General features: G+C 39.5%; 15 protein-coding genes. 13 read left to right on the top strand and 2 right to left on the bottom strand.

Translation table 11 applies throughout. The annotated features are described in order from the left end of the window. The 11 genes from WSC_RS0118305 to WSC_RS23340 all read left to right on the top strand — a co-directional run. A partial coding sequence (locus WSC_RS0118305) for an immunoglobulin-like domain-containing protein (protein ID WP_016957407.1) occupies nucleotides 1–3,149 on the top strand: 3,149 nt, incomplete at its 5' end. Nucleotides 3,150–3,257: 108 nt separating this feature from the next. Continuing rightward, on the top strand, nucleotides 3,258–5,420 hold the full coding sequence (locus tag WSC_RS0118300) for a type I secretion system permease/ATPase (RefSeq protein ID WP_016957406.1): 2,163 nt from the start codon (nucleotides 3,258–3,260) through the stop codon (nucleotides 5,418–5,420). 2 nt (nucleotides 5,421–5,422) lie between these two features. Continuing rightward, the gene (locus WSC_RS0118295) at nucleotides 5,423–6,778 is read left to right on the top strand and encodes an HlyD family type I secretion periplasmic adaptor subunit (protein WP_016957405.1); all 1,356 of its coding nucleotides are present in this window, start codon (nucleotides 5,423–5,425) and stop codon (nucleotides 6,776–6,778) included. Between the two features lie 24 nt (nucleotides 6,779–6,802). Further along, nucleotides 6,803–8,125: a TolC family outer membrane protein gene (locus WSC_RS0118290; RefSeq protein WP_016957404.1), complete on the top strand. Its 1,323-nt coding sequence runs from the start codon at nucleotides 6,803–6,805 to the stop codon at nucleotides 8,123–8,125. After that, complete coding sequence (locus tag WSC_RS0118285) at nucleotides 8,118–9,137, top strand: OmpA family protein (RefSeq protein WP_016957403.1); 1,020 nt, start codon at nucleotides 8,118–8,120, stop codon at nucleotides 9,135–9,137. The genes WSC_RS0118290 and WSC_RS0118285 overlap by 8 nt, the downstream gene beginning before the upstream one ends. Beyond that, nucleotides 9,118–9,789, top strand: coding sequence for a transglutaminase-like cysteine peptidase (locus tag WSC_RS0118280; protein ID WP_016957402.1), 672 nt, complete (start codon nucleotides 9,118–9,120; stop codon nucleotides 9,787–9,789). The genes WSC_RS0118285 and WSC_RS0118280 overlap by 20 nt, the downstream gene beginning before the upstream one ends. A 10-nt stretch (nucleotides 9,790–9,799) precedes the next feature. Then, entirely contained in the window at nucleotides 9,800–11,740 is a 1,941-nt protein-coding gene (locus tag WSC_RS0118275) for a bifunctional diguanylate cyclase/phosphodiesterase (RefSeq protein ID WP_016957401.1), read from the top strand. Between the two features lie 21 nt (nucleotides 11,741–11,761). Next, the gene (locus tag WSC_RS0118270; protein ID WP_016957400.1) at nucleotides 11,762–12,913 is read left to right on the top strand and encodes a MalY/PatB family protein; all 1,152 of its coding nucleotides are present in this window, start codon (nucleotides 11,762–11,764) and stop codon (nucleotides 12,911–12,913) included. Nucleotides 12,914–13,021: 108 nt separating this feature from the next. Further along, the gene (locus tag WSC_RS0118265; protein WP_016957399.1) at nucleotides 13,022–13,360 is read left to right on the top strand and encodes a DUF3802 family protein; all 339 of its coding nucleotides are present in this window, start codon (nucleotides 13,022–13,024) and stop codon (nucleotides 13,358–13,360) included. Further along, the gene (gene speD / locus WSC_RS0118260; RefSeq protein ID WP_016957398.1) at nucleotides 13,350–14,102 is read left to right on the top strand and encodes an adenosylmethionine decarboxylase; all 753 of its coding nucleotides are present in this window, start codon (nucleotides 13,350–13,352) and stop codon (nucleotides 14,100–14,102) included. Before WSC_RS0118265 ends, speD begins: the two co-directional genes overlap by 11 nt. 102 nt (nucleotides 14,103–14,204) lie before the next feature. Then, complete coding sequence (locus WSC_RS23340; RefSeq protein ID WP_016957397.1) at nucleotides 14,205–14,678, top strand: winged helix-turn-helix transcriptional regulator; 474 nt, start codon at nucleotides 14,205–14,207, stop codon at nucleotides 14,676–14,678. Here WSC_RS23340 and hisC read toward each other — a convergent pair. Further along, nucleotides 14,673–15,752, bottom strand: coding sequence for a histidinol-phosphate transaminase (gene hisC, locus WSC_RS23335; RefSeq protein WP_016957396.1), 1,080 nt, complete (start codon nucleotides 15,750–15,752; stop codon nucleotides 14,673–14,675). The two genes, WSC_RS23340 and hisC, sit on opposite strands and share 6 nt — an antisense overlap. Before the next feature lie 16 nt (nucleotides 15,753–15,768). Next, a complete protein-coding gene (locus tag WSC_RS0118245) occupies nucleotides 15,769–16,698 on the bottom strand; it encodes a nuclear transport factor 2 family protein (RefSeq protein WP_016957395.1) in 930 nt (309 codons plus the stop codon). Between the two features lie 335 nt (nucleotides 16,699–17,033). Between WSC_RS0118245 and WSC_RS0118240 the strand changes: the two genes are divergently transcribed. Beyond that, the gene (locus WSC_RS0118240; RefSeq protein WP_016957394.1) at nucleotides 17,034–17,258 is read left to right on the top strand and encodes a sulfurtransferase TusA family protein; all 225 of its coding nucleotides are present in this window, start codon (nucleotides 17,034–17,036) and stop codon (nucleotides 17,256–17,258) included. Nucleotides 17,259–17,295: 37 nt separating this feature from the next. Continuing rightward, the coding region (locus WSC_RS24405; RefSeq protein WP_040395087.1) for an aminotransferase class V-fold PLP-dependent enzyme at nucleotides 17,296–17,558 on the top strand (263 nt) is incomplete at its 3' end.

Below are 17,558 nucleotides of genomic sequence, written 5' to 3'. Positions count from 1 at the left end.
CCGCAAGTTTAACCGCTGCGGCAGAAACGGATATGACCATTACTTTAAGTAATGGCGCGGAAATCTCAATTGCAGCAGGTCAAAGCTCAGGTACAGTCAGTGTCTCTGTGGGTAATGATGTTTACACAGGTGCAGACAATGTGGTCACCACATTAAGTCTAGATAACGTTTCTGGCGGCAACTTCGAAAACCTAGTGCTGGGCAATAGTTCAGTAACTACTGCGGTTAGTGATAGTATCGACACTACTGACTTGAGTATGGCGGTTGACACAAGCAACATTCTACAGGGAACGATATCAGTTGCCTTTACATTGTCCAATGCTGCTGAAACTGACTTCGTCATTACCTTGGCAAGTGGTGAGCAAGTAACAATTGCCGCTGGTAGCACCACAGCGAATGTCACAGTTGAAGTGGATGGTGGTAACGACACCTTTACTGTGGGTGTATCATCTACAAGCGGTGGGAATTTTGAACAGTTACAATTGCCAACGTCAATACAAGTTGATTTAAATGTTGCTCCAGTTATTCAAATTACTGATGAAAATGCTGAAGCGAGCGGTCACATTACCGTTGACGAAGCTGGAATTGGCTCAAACGTAAATTCAAATGTAGCTACTGGAACTATTGATATTACCACAACTGCTAACATTGCAACGTTAACTATTGGTGGACAAAGTGTCAGTGCAGTAGAATTAGCCAGTTTGGCGTTAAACCCTGTCACTATTGAACTACCAAATGGTGATATGACTCTAACGGGTTTTAACCTTATTACTGGGCAGCTATCTTATCAGTATCAACTAAATAACTCAGTAGATCATGGTGATACAGACAGCCTGACTGAAACTGTCGCTATAGAAGTTACTGATATTAATCAACAATCTACGTCAGCTAACTTATCCATCCAAATATTAGATGATATGCCGAGCTTCACAATTAATCAGCCGGAAGCGATTAATTTTGAAACAATGGATCATAATTTGATATTTGCAATAGACGTATCGGGTTCAATGGATGGTGATTTAGGTGATACCAGCATTCTGCAAGCAACAATTAATGGGATCACCCAATTGTTGAATACCTATGATGGAATGGGTAATGTCCAAGTTAAATTAGTACCTTTCTCGACTAACGCAACTGAATACGACTGGTCTTCGATTAGCCAATCAATCACTGTTTTGGATACTTTAGATGCGAATGGAACTACGGACTATGACGATCCATTGTCGGCCATCGTAAGTGACTATTCAGTGCCGCAGCAAGATGCAACAACCAAAGTGTACTTTATCTCGGATGGTAATCCGTACGGAACCAGTGAGAACCAAAGCAACGTCACTGCGATAACCAACTATCAACAGACTTGGAAAGATTTTATTGAAACAAACAACATTGATGTAGAAGTCATTGGTATTGGAACATCAGTACAATACCAATATCTAAACATGGTTGGCGCCCCTACAGAAATTATCCAAGATGAAAGTGGTAATTATGTGGCGGCAGATAATGTTGTGTCGGTTACGACAGCTATCCAACTGGCAGAAGCATTATTGGCTACGGTTGGTGGCAAGTCTAGCGGTGAAATTGGTTCGCAGCAATCAGCCGCGGGTGTTATTGACTATGGCGCAGATAGCGACGGTAGTATCCTATCGATAGAAGTAGATGGAACCACATACACGCTTGAAAGTGAGCAAGTAAACAATGGTGTTCTAACTATTGAAACTGCTAATGGGGCAATACTGATGTTCGACTTCGCCCAAGGGGTGTACGAATATGACGTATCGTTATCAACCGAAAATAATGCAGATGAGAGCTCAAATAACTGGACCAAGACTGAACTTGAAAATAACTCAAGTCAATGGACATTAACTGAAAACTTTACCATAACTGTGCAGGATGGTGATGGGGATACAGCATCGGGTCAATTAACGTTAACCAGCAAATTCCCTGTCCAAGTAGCCGTTGTTGCACCAGTGCTTGAAGAGGATAATGTCGAAATTACAGAGGTTGATGGAACTGTTGCAAGCTCACAGTCTAGAAGTCAAATATCTGGAAATGTCATTGATAACGACACTATTACAGAAACTACTAACCCTGTCGTGGGTATTATCAGTGGTGTAGGGGTTGTCAGTGAAGGTAATATCGGCAGTAAAATTACTGGAACCTATGGTTCGATCATAATTCAAGCCAATGGTAAATATGTATATACGCTTGATAATAGCAACTCTGATGTAAACAACCTAAATGCAGGTGAAGCACTTACCGATACCTTTAGTTATTTAGTCAAAGATGTAAATGGTAATTATGAAAGTACCACTATCAATATTCAAATAAATGGGGTTAATGACTCATTACCTGATTTATCTGAAAATGCTGTTTATGGTTTTGGTGGTAACGATGTTTTACTCGCTTACTATGACCAATGGTTGGTCGGTAGTATGGGCAATTATGCCGATGCAAATGATCCGGACAATCTAAATGGTTTACACACATTCAATAGCTCTGATTTGTCGGATGCTGGATTTGGACGCTCAACCATATTTGATAGCAACCCGACTGTAGCGACTGGCTATACTACTTATGATAGTAGTAAAGGTGCGACTTTAGTCGGTGGTGAAGGTGCAGACTATCTGATTGGTGGTTCGGGTGACGATGTACTTATTGGTGGTACAAACGGTAACGGTAGCTCAGCATTAGCGTCAAATATTTACGCTGGTGATGTCATGTCTGGTGGCGGCGGCAGCGATATGTTTGTTTGGCTTGCTGGTGATGACTACGATGCTGGTTTTGCAAATTCGCTCAATAACCCTAGCGTCGCGACTGACTACATTAAAGACTTCGAAATTACACAGAGAGGACCAACAGGTGATGTTCTTCAACAAGGTGATTCGCTCAACTTAGCTGACTTACTCGATGGAGAAAATCACGATAATTTAGATAGCTATTTAAATTTTGAAGTTGTCGATGGTGACACAATTATCTCTGTTTCAAAAGATGGTGATTTTACCGGTGGCAGCTCTGATGAAAACAAAGCAGACATGAAAATTGTCTTGGAAGGTACAGATTTATCTTCAGGTACCAATGGAACCGATGCAGATATTATCCGTAAATTGCTTGAAGATAATCAGCTAATCACCAACAATAACAATTTGTAAAAATAAAATAGCCTTATTGCAACTAACAATTGCGATAAGGCATTTTATTGTCTAGCTTTTAACTATAAACTTAACTAATACAGCTGCTTAATCAAACAAGGCCCCTTTATGCAGGAGCAAAGCCAACAACAAAAGCAACACGAAGACTTGCAATTAGCCGCAGAACAAACAGATCCATTGTTGGGATGTCTAACCTTTGTTAGCAAATACTATGGTAAACCTTTTTCTGCGCAAGTCATGGGGGCAGGATTACCTTTAGTTAATGGCGCACTCACACCAAAGTTATTGCCAAGAGCGGCGAGCCGGGCTGGGTTAGATGCAAAAATAGTTAAAAAGCCACTTATTGAAGTATCTAATTTGTTGCTGCCGTGCATTTTGCTGTTAGAAAACAGCAAAGCATGTGTGCTCATTAGTTACAAAGATGGGCAAGCAGAAATTGCGTGGCCAGAATTGCCTGATGGTGTTGATCAAGTTGCACTAGAAGAGATAAGCCAACAATACACAGGGTATTGTGTATTGCTGAAAAAACGTTATCGATTTGATGCACGCTCACCAGAAGTGCTTAAAACCAAAGATGGGCATTGGTTTTGGAGTACGCTAAAAGAAAATATTCCTTTATATCGCGATGCTTTGTTTGCAGCATTTTTTATTAATTTAATCGCTGTCGCAACACCGCTTTTTGTTATGAATGTATATGACAGGGTGGTGCCAAACTCTGCACTAGATACCTTATGGGTTATGACCATAGGTATGATAGTGGTTATGGTATTTGACTTTGCATTAAAACAATCTCGATCCTATTTGCTTGATTTAGCGGCCAAAAAATCGGATGTACTTTTATCGAGTCGAATATTTGAAAAGGTACTGAGCATGAATATGGCGTCAAAACCACAATCGGTTGGCGCATTCGCACGTAATATTCAAGAATTTGACTCCATTCGGGATTTCATTACCTCTGCAACCATAGCAACAGTTATCGATATCCCATTCTCACTACTAATCCTATTGGTTGTTGCCATTATTGCCGGGCCGATAGCAATTGCGCCGCTGATTGCAATTATCGTAATGTTGGCCTATTCAGCTTGGGTTAAGCACAAAATGCGCATCTTAGTTGAACAAGGTGGGCGTTACACCACAATGAAAAATGCCCATTTAATTGAGTCTCTCAGTGGTTTAGAAAACTTAAAATTAAACTGTGCAGAAAGTCAGTTTCAACAAAAATGGGAAGAAGTAAACGGTAATATATCTAGCTGGAACTTAGGCATCAAAAAACTCGCGACTACAGTCTCATCTTTTAGTGCATTTATGCAGCAGCTGTCTTCGGTGATAGTTGTAGTCATAGGGGTATACTTAATTATTGAGGGCGATATTAGTATGGGTGCACTAATAGCCGCTGTGATGTTAAGTAACAGAATTATGCAGCCGTTTAGCCAAATATCTTTACTCGCTACTCGCTATAATCAAGCAGAATCAGCGTTAAAAACCTTAGATGAAATCATGCAATTACCGGACGAGTCGGTTGAGCAATATTTACATCGCCCATACTTAGACGGTCAGATTGAATTCAGTCAAGTTTCGTTCGCCTATCCCCAGAGTGAAAATAAAGTATTAAAAAACTTAAACTTTAATATTAAAGCCAAAGAAAATGTCGCAATTATTGGCAGGATTGGTGCTGGAAAATCGACGATAGAGAAATTATTGGTTGGTTTTTATCAGCCAACGGAAGGCGCTATTCGCATTGATGGCATCGACATTAACCAAATTAGCCCTGCAGATTTACGCTCAAAAATCGGTTGTTTGCCACAAGACATCAATTTGTTTTATGGCTCAATTCGCGACAATATCACCTTAGGTGTACCGCATGTTGAAGACGAAAGAATATTAAGAGCTGCTCGCCTTGCTGGTGTCACAGCATTTACCGATACCGACCCTGATGGATTAGACCGACAAGTCGGCGAGCGTGGTGCATTTTTATCCGGTGGTCAGCGTCAAGCAGTCGCGCTAGCGCGAGCTCTACTATTTAATCCACCCGTATTAGTTTTGGATGAACCCACTTCCAATATGGATAATTTTTCAGAGCTCAAAGTCAAGCAGCAGTTGTCATTACTGGCGCAAGACAAAACCTTTATTTTAATTACCCATAAAATGTCAATGTTAGAACTGGTAGATCGCGTAATAGTTGTTGAACGCGGGCAAATAGTAATAGATGGGCCAACACAGCATGTTATGCAACAACTGCGTAGTGGCAATGTAAAAGCACCGCAGGCCTAAAAATGAAACATTCAATCAAAGAAAACGAAATTAATTACATTAATGACATAAACGCAGCTTTGTTATTAAGTTCACCTAAAGGTACACGCCACGCTCTCTATTTAATTTGTGGTTTTTTAACTTCATTATTGTTGTGGGCTGCATTTGCCGAAATTGACGAAGTAACAGTTGGTGCCGGTAAAGTTATTCCGTCACAACAGGTGCAAATCATTCAAAATCTAGAAGGTGGTATATTAAAAGAAGTATTTATACGTGAAGGTGATGTGGTCAATCCAGGCGATAAACTGCTGAGCATAGATGAAACGAGATTTCTGTCAGAATATCGTGAGCAACAAGCTCATGCTTATGGCTTAATTGCGGATATTACCCGCTTGCGTGCCGAACTAGATAGTATAGAAACCAGCAATGGTCAATTTAACATCCAACCTATCGAATTAGATTTTGCCAATGCTCAGGCGTATCCGGAATTAATCAATAGACAAAAAGCACTGTATGCTGAACGTATTCGCAACCTCGCTAATCAAGTTAAAATACTCGATCAGCAAGTGACACAAAAAGAACAACAATTAAATGAGTTAGCGTCGAAAATTGATCATGCTCAGCGCAGTTACCAGCTTGTTAGCAAAGAACTGGATATGACAAGACCATTAGCTAATAGCGGTGTTGTATCTGAAGTAGAATTAATTAAACTTGAACGTGCTGCCAACGATGTTAAAGGTGAACTGTCTAGCCTACAACTATTACGACCGAAAATTCGTGCGGAAGTGGAAGAAATGGAAAATAAGCGCACAGAAGTTGTGCTTAAATTTAGAAGTGAAGTGCAAAAAGAGTTGGCTAAAGCCGAAAGTGAATTGACGCCATTAGACGAAGCTTTAGTTTCAAGCCAAGACAGACTAAAACGCACAAATGTATTTTCACCAGTAAAAGGCACTATAAAAACCATTAATATTAATACGGTTGGTGGAGTAATTCAGCCCGGTATGGACTTAATTGAAATTGTGCCATTAGCCGATAGTTTATTGGTTGAAGCAAAAATACTCCCGAAAGACATTGCATTTTTACGTCCCGGATTACCAGCGGTAATTAAGTTAACGGCTTACGATTTCACTATATACGGTGGACTAAAAGGTACAGTAGAACATATCAGTGCCGATACTATTCAGGATGAAAAAGAAAACAGTTTTTATTTGATTAGGGTGCGCACAGAGGACAGTTATTTAGACAAAAATAATAACCCTTTACCTATCATTCCAGGTATGACTGCAAGTGTAGATGTATTGACTGGTAAAAAAACCGTGTTAGATTATCTGCTTAAACCAATAGTTAGAGCGAAACAAAACGCAATGCGAGAAAGATAAAATTGTGGAGACCAATTAAAATAAATGAGTGATTTTATCAAATGCGTTGTTTCTGTTGTTTTATCAGGTGCATACTTGTGTGCGCCTGTTTATGCTAAATCGCTTGAAGAAGCGGTCGCAACCGCTTTCAATACCAATCCAGAACTTAAAGCAGCATATCACAGATATAAAAGTGCCCATCATGTTCATCAAAGTGCGCAAGGGGCTTGGTTACCTACTATCGACCTGCGTGCAAACATAGGTCAAGGCAAACAAAACACCCCAGAATCAAGAGCTGGCATCGAAAAAGAACAAATTAAACCAATCGAATATAGTTTATCTTTGCAGCAAATATTGTTCGATGGCTTTTTTTCTTCAAAAGAAATTGAGCGCAATCAGCAAGAAATGCGCTCGGAGTTTTTTGCTCTCAAAGAAACCGCCGAAAACAAAGCGCTAGATGCGGCAAATGCTTATATAGCTGTGTTGCGAGAGCAAGAACTGTACGAGTTATCACAAAAAAATTTACAGTCGCATCAAGATATATTTGAACAAATAAAAGTACGGGCTGACAGTGGTTTAGGCTCTAACTCAGAACTTTCGCAAGCAACAGGCCGGTTGGCGCGCGCTCAAGCAAATGCACTTGCGGCTGAGAACAATTTACAGGATGCCATTGCGCTGTATCAAACTATTATAGGTGAGTATCCAGCAGATTTAGTTGAGCCAAAAATTAACATTGTAAAAATACCGAATTCACTTGCGGATGTACTAAGGGTTTCACGCACCAATCATCCAACCCTGTTCTTAGCCAGCGCTGATATATCCGCGACACAAGCACAATTAGAATCTACTCGTTCAGGTTATTATCCGCGGGTAACTCTGGAAGTATCTAAATCACGTGTTGATGACAGAAGTGCGGACAACTCTTTGCGCGACGAACTAAGAGCAGATATTGTGTTGTCGTACAATTTATTTCGAGGGGGACGTGACAAGCACAACGAGCTCAATGCGGCATATCAAGTAGAACAAGCGAAAGATATCAAAGAAAAAGCCATGCGAGAGGTTATCGAAGGGGCAAAATTGTCTTGGCAGGCTAAAGAATCATTACGCAAACAATTAGAGTTTTTACAAATTCACGTCGAACAAAGTTATATCACCCAACAAGCCTATAAAAAACAGTTTGATTTAGGTCGACGCACATTACTAGATTTGCTTGATACCGAAAATGAATTATTTGAAGCGCGAAAATCTCACGTCAACGCGGAATCTAGTTACACAGTTGCTCAATATCGAGTGCTTAATGCAATGGGAAGATTATTAGAAAGTTTAGAGATTAACCCTCAAGAATATTGGCAGGTTAATCATGATTAAGCGTAAATTTGGCATATTGTTAATCTTGCAAGTTGGCATGTTAGGTTGCTCAACCCTTAATTTGCCCGAAAACTCTCAACCACAAGCCTGGCAAAATATTTCGCAAGTCGCCTACCAAAGGTTGCATGACGCAGATAAAGATGGGGTAATAGCGGCTAGAGAGCTGTGTGAAGGTACCTTGGCAAAACGAGACGTAAATAATTATGGTTGTTCTGAAAATGTCCAACTAGAAGAAAAACGCCAAAGCCGAATTTATTTCCCGTACCAAGAAGTTGGCCTAAATGATGTTGCCAAATTAGCACTAGATGAGTTTTTACAAAATCTGCCTCAAGAAAATACTTGGTCGATAAAACTAAATTCAGAACAAGCGCAAAATCCATACTTTGTTGAACGAACCGACAACATAGTTGCTTATATTAATAACCAATACCCTGAGTTATATCACGAACTTACATTAATCCATGCTGGTACAGTTTATAAACGGGTAACTGAATCAGGTGAAGTTGAAACACCCAGCGAACAAGCGCATATTTTGTACTTCGACCACGACAGCGCAATTATCCCGCTATCAGAGCAAGAAAAAATAGCTCAGTTTATTCGTCAATATAAGGCGAACAAAGGTGGTGTTATTCATATTGGTGGCCATGCCTCACAAAGTGGCGAAGACGATTACAACCTAAAACTGAGTCAGCGCCGGGCCGAAGCTATCACGCATTTGTTAACCCGCATTATGGAACTACCTGCGAGTCAAATTAAAACCAAAGCATTGGGGGAGCAATCTCCGCTAGTATCACCTGTATTACCTCAGGCTGAAAATCGTAATCGACGAGTTGAATTGATTTACCAATACACAGAGCAACAAGCCGCAAGTGAAGACGACACGCGTATTGAAATATCTGCGCAAACTTTGTTAACTCAGGCTAAACTTAAGTGGCATATCTATATCATGGAAGAAGACCAACTTGAGACCACGCCAGCACCAACACAAGACCATGAAGCATTGGGTTGGTAAGCGAATTCAAATTAGCTATTTTTTGTTACTTACCGTGCTGGGCATTTTATATGCAAGTGCGGTCGAACAACTAAATGTCGCTAAATTGGTCAGCAAAATGCAATCACAATATGGTGAGGACGCTGGCAAACGAGCCCAAGCTTGGCGCAATATAATTGAACGCCAGCAACAAGCTTCGGACCAACAAAAACTGCAGAGTGTTAATCGTTTTTTCAACTTGTTTGATTTTGTTGACGATATAAAACTTTGGAAACAAGAAGATTATTGGGCAACACCACTTGAATTTATTGGCCACAAAGCAGGAGATTGTGAAGACTTTACTATAGCTAAATACTTCACATTGTTAGAGCTAGGAGTCGATATCAACAAGTTACGTTTAACCTATGTTAAAGCGGTTAAACTCAACCAATTCCACATGGTGTTAGCATATTACGAAACACCCAAATCTATGCCGTTAATTTTAGATAATTTAGATGGTGAAATTAAACCCGCGGTTAAGCGCCGCGACTTAGTGCCAATATTTTCATTTAACGGTCAACAGCTATGGTTAAACAAACAAAAGGGTAAAGGTCAGCTGGTTGGTAGTTCTGAACGGCTTGATCATTGGGATAACTTAAGTAAACGCTACCAATTAGCAGAATTTAAACAATAACAGGTGCACTATGACTTTGTTTCGACAAATATTATTGGTGATAATTGTATGTTTCTCGGTCAACTTGGTCGGGGTATTGTGGTTAGAGTTTCAATCAACTCGTAGCTATTTAGCCAACCAATTAGAATCAGATTTAAATAACACGTCAACTTCTATGAGTATGGCATTGCAGCCACACCTACAAGCTGAAGACAAAGTTATGATCGATAGCACAATCAACACCTATTTTGACGGTGGTTTTTACGAGCGCATAGAATTAGAAATTTATCAGGACGATAGCCGCATTATTAAAACTAACCCAGTAGCGGTGAAAGGTGTGCCTAGCTGGTTTATCGGTTTAGACCTGTTAAAAATCCCTGAGCAAGAAACCATAATTACTGATGGTTGGATGCAAGCAGCAACATTAAAAATAGCCGGTCACCCAGGTTTTGCATATCTGCAGCTTTGGAACGCATTTATTGCTATGTGTTGGTGGATTGGCGGTTTATCTGTTGCGGTAATCTCCTTTACAGCTTTTGGTATTCGGGTATTGCTAAAGCCGTTACATCGTATTCAAACAAAAGCTCAACAAATTCAAGAGCGTAACTTTGGCCAACCTTTGCAGCTGCCAAAAACCTTAGAACTTCGCCAAGTCACTGAAGCGATTAACCGCATGACAGATAAATTGCGCGACCAATTTAATGAAGAAGCGCGTCTGCACGACAAACTTAAACAGCAAGCTTTCCAAGATGCGACTACAGGTTTAGGCAATAGATCGTTTTTTAATCGCCAGCTTAGAGCTTGGTTAGAAGACAGTCCACATGGCGCAGTATTTTTACTTGAGCTAAACGGTTTAGAGAGCATTAAAAAACGTGATGGTTTTACTCAAAGAGACGAAGTGGTGAAAGCCGCTGCGCAAAGAGTACAAAACGTATTTAACCCAGACAATGGCCATGTAACTTGCCGTTTATCAGCCAGTGAATTTGCCGTACTGGTTCAGGGAGTAGATGAACAAGCCTTAGGTGAAAAGCTCAGCCAACTGAGTGAAACGTTAAACTCACCGCATTTTACTCAGAGTTTTTACGAACAACCTATTTATCATATTGGTGCTGTAGTTGTTCAGCACACAATGGAAACATCACAACTAATGGGGTTGGTTGATAATGCACTGCAACAAGCGCGTCAGTCAGTTGACTATACGCATGTGTGCAAACAAACCGTGGCAAACTCACAAGCGCCAATCCTTAAAACCGAACTTAGAGATAAGATGGTTGAAGCTATCAATACAGCTAGTTTAGGTTTTTCGCGTCAGCCTGTATTTGAATTTAACAGTAATGAAAAAGCCTATCACTTTGAAGCTTTTGCTCAATTAAAACTGGCGCAAATGGGCGCAGTTAATGCGGCTTCATTTATTTCAGTATTAGATGAATATGAGCTTGGCCAAGCTTTTGATAAAAAAGTAATAGATCTCATAATTGGTCACATTCTTGCGAACCCAACACATAAATACGCGATTAATTTAACCGCGAGTGCGTTAAAAAGTGATGACTTTATTGAGTGGCTAATCAGCCAGATGAATCAAAACAAAGACATAACAGATAATGTTTGTTTTGAATTCAGTGAAGAAAGTGTTATCTACAACAAAGAGCGTATCGAAGTATTGTGCGAACAATTTAAATTGTTAGGTGTGCAGTTTGGTGTTGACAGAGTAGGGCGTAACTTCTCATCTTTAAGCTATTTACAATCAATCCATCCAAATTATGTAAAAATTGACCACGCCTATACACAAATGGCGTTAAGCAATAAAGATGATGCGTATTTTGTCGGCTCTTTATGTACCACAATTCATAATTTAGACGTCGCAGTTATTGCAACTCGCGTAGAAAATGAAGCACAATTGGACGTTTTGAAAGATTATCATTTCGACGGATATCAAGGTTACATCTACAAACCTGAATCTTTCGATATTTAGCCAGAATAAAAGGTTTTACACATGGGCATAAATTTTAACGAAGTAATAGACAGAAAACCCACTCATTCATTTAAATGGGATAAATATGCAGGACAAGACGTTATTCCTGTATGGGTAGCTGACGCAGAATTTAAGCCTCCACAACAAGTGATAGATGCGATAAAAGAGCGCACTGATCATGGCATTTTAGGTTATACCTTACCTTACGACAGTTTAAATGAGTCTGTTTGCGAATGGATTGCGAAAGAGCACAACTGGCACATATTACCAGACTGGATTGTTTGGACTCCGGGTGTTGTACCTGCGTTTAATGTCGCTTGTAAAGCCTATTGTCAGCCGGGTGATAAAGTTATGGTACAAGTACCTAACTATCCACCTTTGTTAAAAGCACCTTCGCTGAATCAATGTGAAAGAGTCGATATTCCAAGTATTTTGGTTGATGGCCGTTGGGAATTAGATATGGACGCGCTAGCAAAACATGCAGCCGATCCTAAAACTAAACTCTTTATTATGTGTAACCCAATGAATCCATGCGGCTCGGTAATGACAGAAGCTGAACTGAAAAAAGTCGCGGAAATCTGTTTACACAATAATGTTATTTTATGCTCAGATGAAATTCACTGCGACTTAATTTTAGAGCCAGGTAAAAAGCATATTCCAGCGCCGGCTATTGCCGAAATTTCGGATAAATCAATTAGCTTAATGGCACCAAGCAAAACCTTTAACATTGCAGGTTTAGGTGCATCATTTGCAGTTATTCCTGACAGCCGAATTCGTATGCAATTCCGTAACGCTGCACTTGGCATAGTACCTTGGGTACAAGTCTTAGGTTTAGTTGCTACTGAAGCTGCATTTCGTGAAGGTGGGGACTGGCACAAAGAATTATTGGTGTATTTAAAAGACAACCGTGATTATTTGTACCAAGAAATCAGCCAACTACAAGGCATGGAAATGGTTAAAGCTGACGCTACTTTCTTAGCTTGGATAGATTGCAGTAGTTTGGGCGTAGAAGATGTGCAGAAGTTTTTTGAAAGTGCAGGGGTTGGCCCATCGCCAGGTCGCGATTTTGGTGAACCTGAGTATGCGCGAATTAACTTTGCATGTGCACGCAGTCAACTAGAAGATGTTGTAGTACGTATTAAACAAGCTCATGCACAACTGCAATTAAGCTAAAATCGCGACTATAATTAATAAACAAATTAGCCATAAACTTGAGTCTTATGGCTAATTCGCTACAATTTTAGAAATTTAAATAGAATAACAAACTCAATTGAGGAAAACATGGTTACCGAATCACAAGCTTATATCGAGTTGATCTCGTATTTTACTGAAAACCTTGATTTATTTGAGGAAGGTAAAGGCGAGACAATTGACAAAACGGTTCGTGACCTAATTGAAGAGCACATTGCGCAAAAGATTATGGCGTTTTTCTCGCAGCACGAAGGGTTAGATCAAGATACGCGTTTAGACGTTGTACGTGAAGCCGACGCAATAGTGACTGACTTAGAAGAGTTTTTATCTCGTCGTTTAGATCAAAAGTCAACCATTCAACAAGAGCAATTCATTATTGAATTTTCTGGTTTAATTAAAAATTTATTCGATTCAGCTTTTGGTAACTAATCAAAAAATTCAGCTTCATGGATTTAACAATCTGACAAAAAGCCTGAGCTTTTCTATTTACGATATAAGCTGGGCTAAATCAGACCAACATAGAAGCGAATACCTTAGCTACATAGATAAACAATATAACGCCAACCGCTTAACCGCTATTTTGCATGAAGTCGTGGAAATTATTGATGCGAATGTACTGAACATTTCGCGCCAAGATTACGACCCACAAGGGGCGAGTGTGACTATGTTAATCAGTGAGCGCAGCCAAACCTTGGCGGCACATTTAGACAAAAGCCACATTTGTGTGCACACCTATCCTGAAAGCCATCCACATAATGGCATCAGTACTTTTAGGGCAGACATTGAAGTATCAACTTGTGGGATAATATCGCCGCTTAAAGCGCTTAATTTCTTAATCCACTCGTTTGACTCAGATGTGGTCACTGTCGACTATAGAGTTCGAGGTTTCACTCGAGACGTAAATGGCGTTAAACATTACATAGATCACCAAATTAATTCTATTCAGGATTATTTAACCGCAGGCGTGCAAGAGCTGTATGAAATGATGGATGTAAATGTTTATCAAGAGAATATTTTTCATACCAAAATGTTACTTAAAGCTTTTGACATTAAACGACATTTATTTGCAACTGGCGTAAACGAATTATCCAATAATGAAAGACTTGCAGTTGAGCAGAATTTAAAGCGCGAAATTGAAGAAATATTCTATGCGAGAAATGTCAGTCGTTAAAATCAATCAAAATAACAAAACCCTTTTTTTGATAACTTTTTATCAGTAAAATAACTTTTAAAATTAGTGGCTAATATTAACGGACTAAAAGAGGCGCTCGTAATGGCTAAAATAGGTAGTAAAGCTGTGGAACTTAATCCAATTCAATCTTCAATTTCGTTGTTTGAAGGTAAATACGCGGCAGAAATTTTGCGCGAATTGTTATCAGGTACCAAACGATTTTCCGAATTATTACATTCAATTCCAGGTATAAGCTCGAAAACGCTTAATCAAAAACTTAAAGTCTATCTGCAACAAGGCATCATCACGCGGCATTCGTACCCTGAAATTCCGCCTAAAGTTGAATATCGTTTAACCGACCGAGGCCGCCAGTTAGAAAGCATTATTATCGAATTACACAAATTTGGTGTTGGTGCTCATTTAGAAGAAGTAAGTGATAAAAATGCCAAGCGCCGCATGACAGATTTTGCCGTTAACAAAGGCTACAAAAAGTTTGGTCGCCGTGCATTAGACAAACATGCCCAAGAGCGCGAAACCACGCGCTTAGGCCGTCGTGAAACAGATATGACGCTATAAAACACTTCGTAACGCATTAATAAATTTCAGGTTATGTTCGCTGCCACCTATGGTGACACGAATATAATCTGGCATTTGATAGCCAGCTAAATAACCCACCATTACCCCGTATTCAGCTAATTGCTGAACAACAGCAGCACAATTCGTAAGTTTCAGACAAATAAAATTACTTTCTGAGCGAATAAACTCAATGTTTAACTTGTTCAGCTCTCTGATTAAATATTCATAACCTAAACGAGTCTGTTCAACACAAAATTTTAAATGTTGTTGATCTTCAAGTGCGGCTTGTGCAGCAACCAAAGCAAGCCGATTAGCATTAAAAGGCTGACGTATTTTGTTGAGTATTTCGACCAACTGCGGGTTTGTTATCGCATAACCAATGCGCAGCGCAGCTAACCCATAAGCTTTGGAAAAGGTGCGTGTTATCAACAAATTATCATGCTGATTAGTAAGCTGAGTGCTATTAATATTTTGTGCAGTTGCGCTGTATTCAATATAAGCTTCGTCTAATACCACCAGAATATGTTTAGGTACAGCTGCTAAAAATTGTGCAAACTCCTCTTTACCAAAACAACTGCCAGTTGGGTTGTTTGGATTTGCCAGTAAAATCACTTTAGTTTTGTCTGTTATCGCCTCGGTTATATTTGGCAAATTATGCGCAAAATTAACACTCGGTGCGGCAACTGGTGTTGCCCCAACTGTTTTAGCTAACAAAGGGTAGGCGGCAAAACTATGTTGTGAAAACAACACTTCATCACCCGGCCCACAGAAAGAGCGAATTACAATATCCAAAATTTCGTTAGAGCCATTACCTAACAGATAATGCTCAGATGTAAGTTGCTGCATATCCGCAAGCACACGCTTTAAATTGCTTGCAGTGCCGTCGGGATAATAGTTTAAATGACCTGCGCTACGGATCACTCTCGCTTGCACAAAAGCACTAATCGGAAACAGATTTTCATTTGCATCCATTTTTAATTGTAATTCTGGTGGGGCTATTTCTGGTGCTGCAGGAAAAGCCCTAATTTGTTTGATCCAAGGATGAACTTGCTCAAAAATAGATAAATTAGCCATTACAAATTCCTTTTAATTAAGCCGCTGCTAATTTATGGCAGACATCAGCGTTAACCAACTGAACCTGCGGCAGTTGTGTCAAATCAAAATCAATTAACACTGTGCTAATTTTGCCGTTTAGTCGGGTCATTAGGTTGGTGCCGCGCAGTGCTGGCATTTGTTCACCATTTTGCGTCACACCTTGGGCGACCCAATGAATGGTAAATTGTTTATTACTGCCAACAACTTTTTCCGGATGCATCTTAATTGAATCAAATTGGTCACCTAGTTTTTGAAAAAACTGCTCAATGGCTAAAATGCCCTGAATTGGCCCAGTTGCAAATGGGTCGATAAACATAGCGTCGTCTTTAAATAGCTTGAGTAAATCTGTCATTTTTTCTGCATTTAATAACGCAAAATAGTTGTCAGCATATTCGCTTGGCGACATGTTTTTAAGCTTATTTAACTTGGTTAATTTAACTGTGATATTTATTGCATTCGCTAACAACACCAAAGCAATCACCCAAGTAACAGTTGTAAACGCTGTTTGTTCTACTGGTTTATAAATCATTAAAAAATAAACCAAAATTATCAAAGCAATATTTGAATAACCTACAGGTGGCACCAAACGCATTAAACTGCGTTTGCCTTTACGACCAATCCATAAAAAGTAAAAAATGATGCAAGAATTCAGCGCGATAATCAGCGAAACAGCTAGCGCAGCAGAAAGCCAAGTAGGTGGAATATTAGTGATAAGTTGGTATTCAGTCGCAAGCAGCCAACCAGTCAACAAAGTGATGAATAGGCCACCCATAATAAATACACATTTTAAAATAAATACAGTGTCGATAATGCCTAAAACTGTATGTAGATGGTCTGCACGATTCGCGCGATTACCCCAAAAGGGCAGTGTGATAGCTGTTCCTAGCCAAATAGCGGCCGAAACAATATGAATAAATAACAACATTTTGTGTTCCTTTATTTTGGTAAAAAGGTCAATAAAAAACAAAATGTCGTCGCTGTTATTTATACAAATATCTCAATAGCTGGATAAAAACAAGCAAAAATTAACCAAATATTTAAAAGCAGATTCAGCTAAAAATTAAATGAAAAAAAATTTAAATTTTTTTCGTCAAGCCAGCCCCCGTCACAATCATTTGTTTACTTTTTTCCCCTATAGCACACAAAAGTAACCATATTGTCAGGCTTTTTTTGCCTACCTATACTGCGTTCCGTCGTCGCTGATTAGCTCCCTAACCATGGAGCTTACAAACAAATTAACTCGAAAAAGAGTAGATAAATATGAAGGTAGATTTGTACATAGACGCAACAGGACTTGTATGTCCGTTGCCGGTTTTAAAGTTTAAACGAGAGTGTAAACAACTCAGCAAAGGCCAAGTTGTGCATGTACGTACAACCGACCCAGATTCGGTCAACGACTTTAACGCCTACAGCGAATTAAAAGGCATGCAAATTTTGCAAAACGAAAAAAATGAACAAGGTTTCGAATTCCTAATTCAGCTGTAGCACTGAATGAAATTTAGGAAAAGTGCAGGAGAAAAACATGATAGAGCAAACAGCAAAACAGTTACTTGAAAATATCCATACAGCTTTTTATGGTGCAGACACACATTACAGCACTGTAGATGGCAAGGTAACTCGACGTGTTTATTTAGACTCGGCCGCCAGTTGCTTAATGTTAAAACCAGCACATCAAGCAGCACAACAATTTTTAGCACATTACGCCAACACCCATAGCAATATTCACAACAGCGCTATGGTGGCAAATCAAAGTTACCAATGGGCAAAACAAACCGTACTCGATTT

Origin of the sequence: Catenovulum agarivorans YM01, assembly GCF_000281085.1 — a bacterium.
Classification (GTDB): Bacteria; Pseudomonadota; Gammaproteobacteria; order Enterobacterales; family Alteromonadaceae; genus Catenovulum; species Catenovulum agarivorans.
Note: the sequence above shows the minus strand (reverse complement) of the source record. Positions and strands in the feature narration are given on the sequence as shown.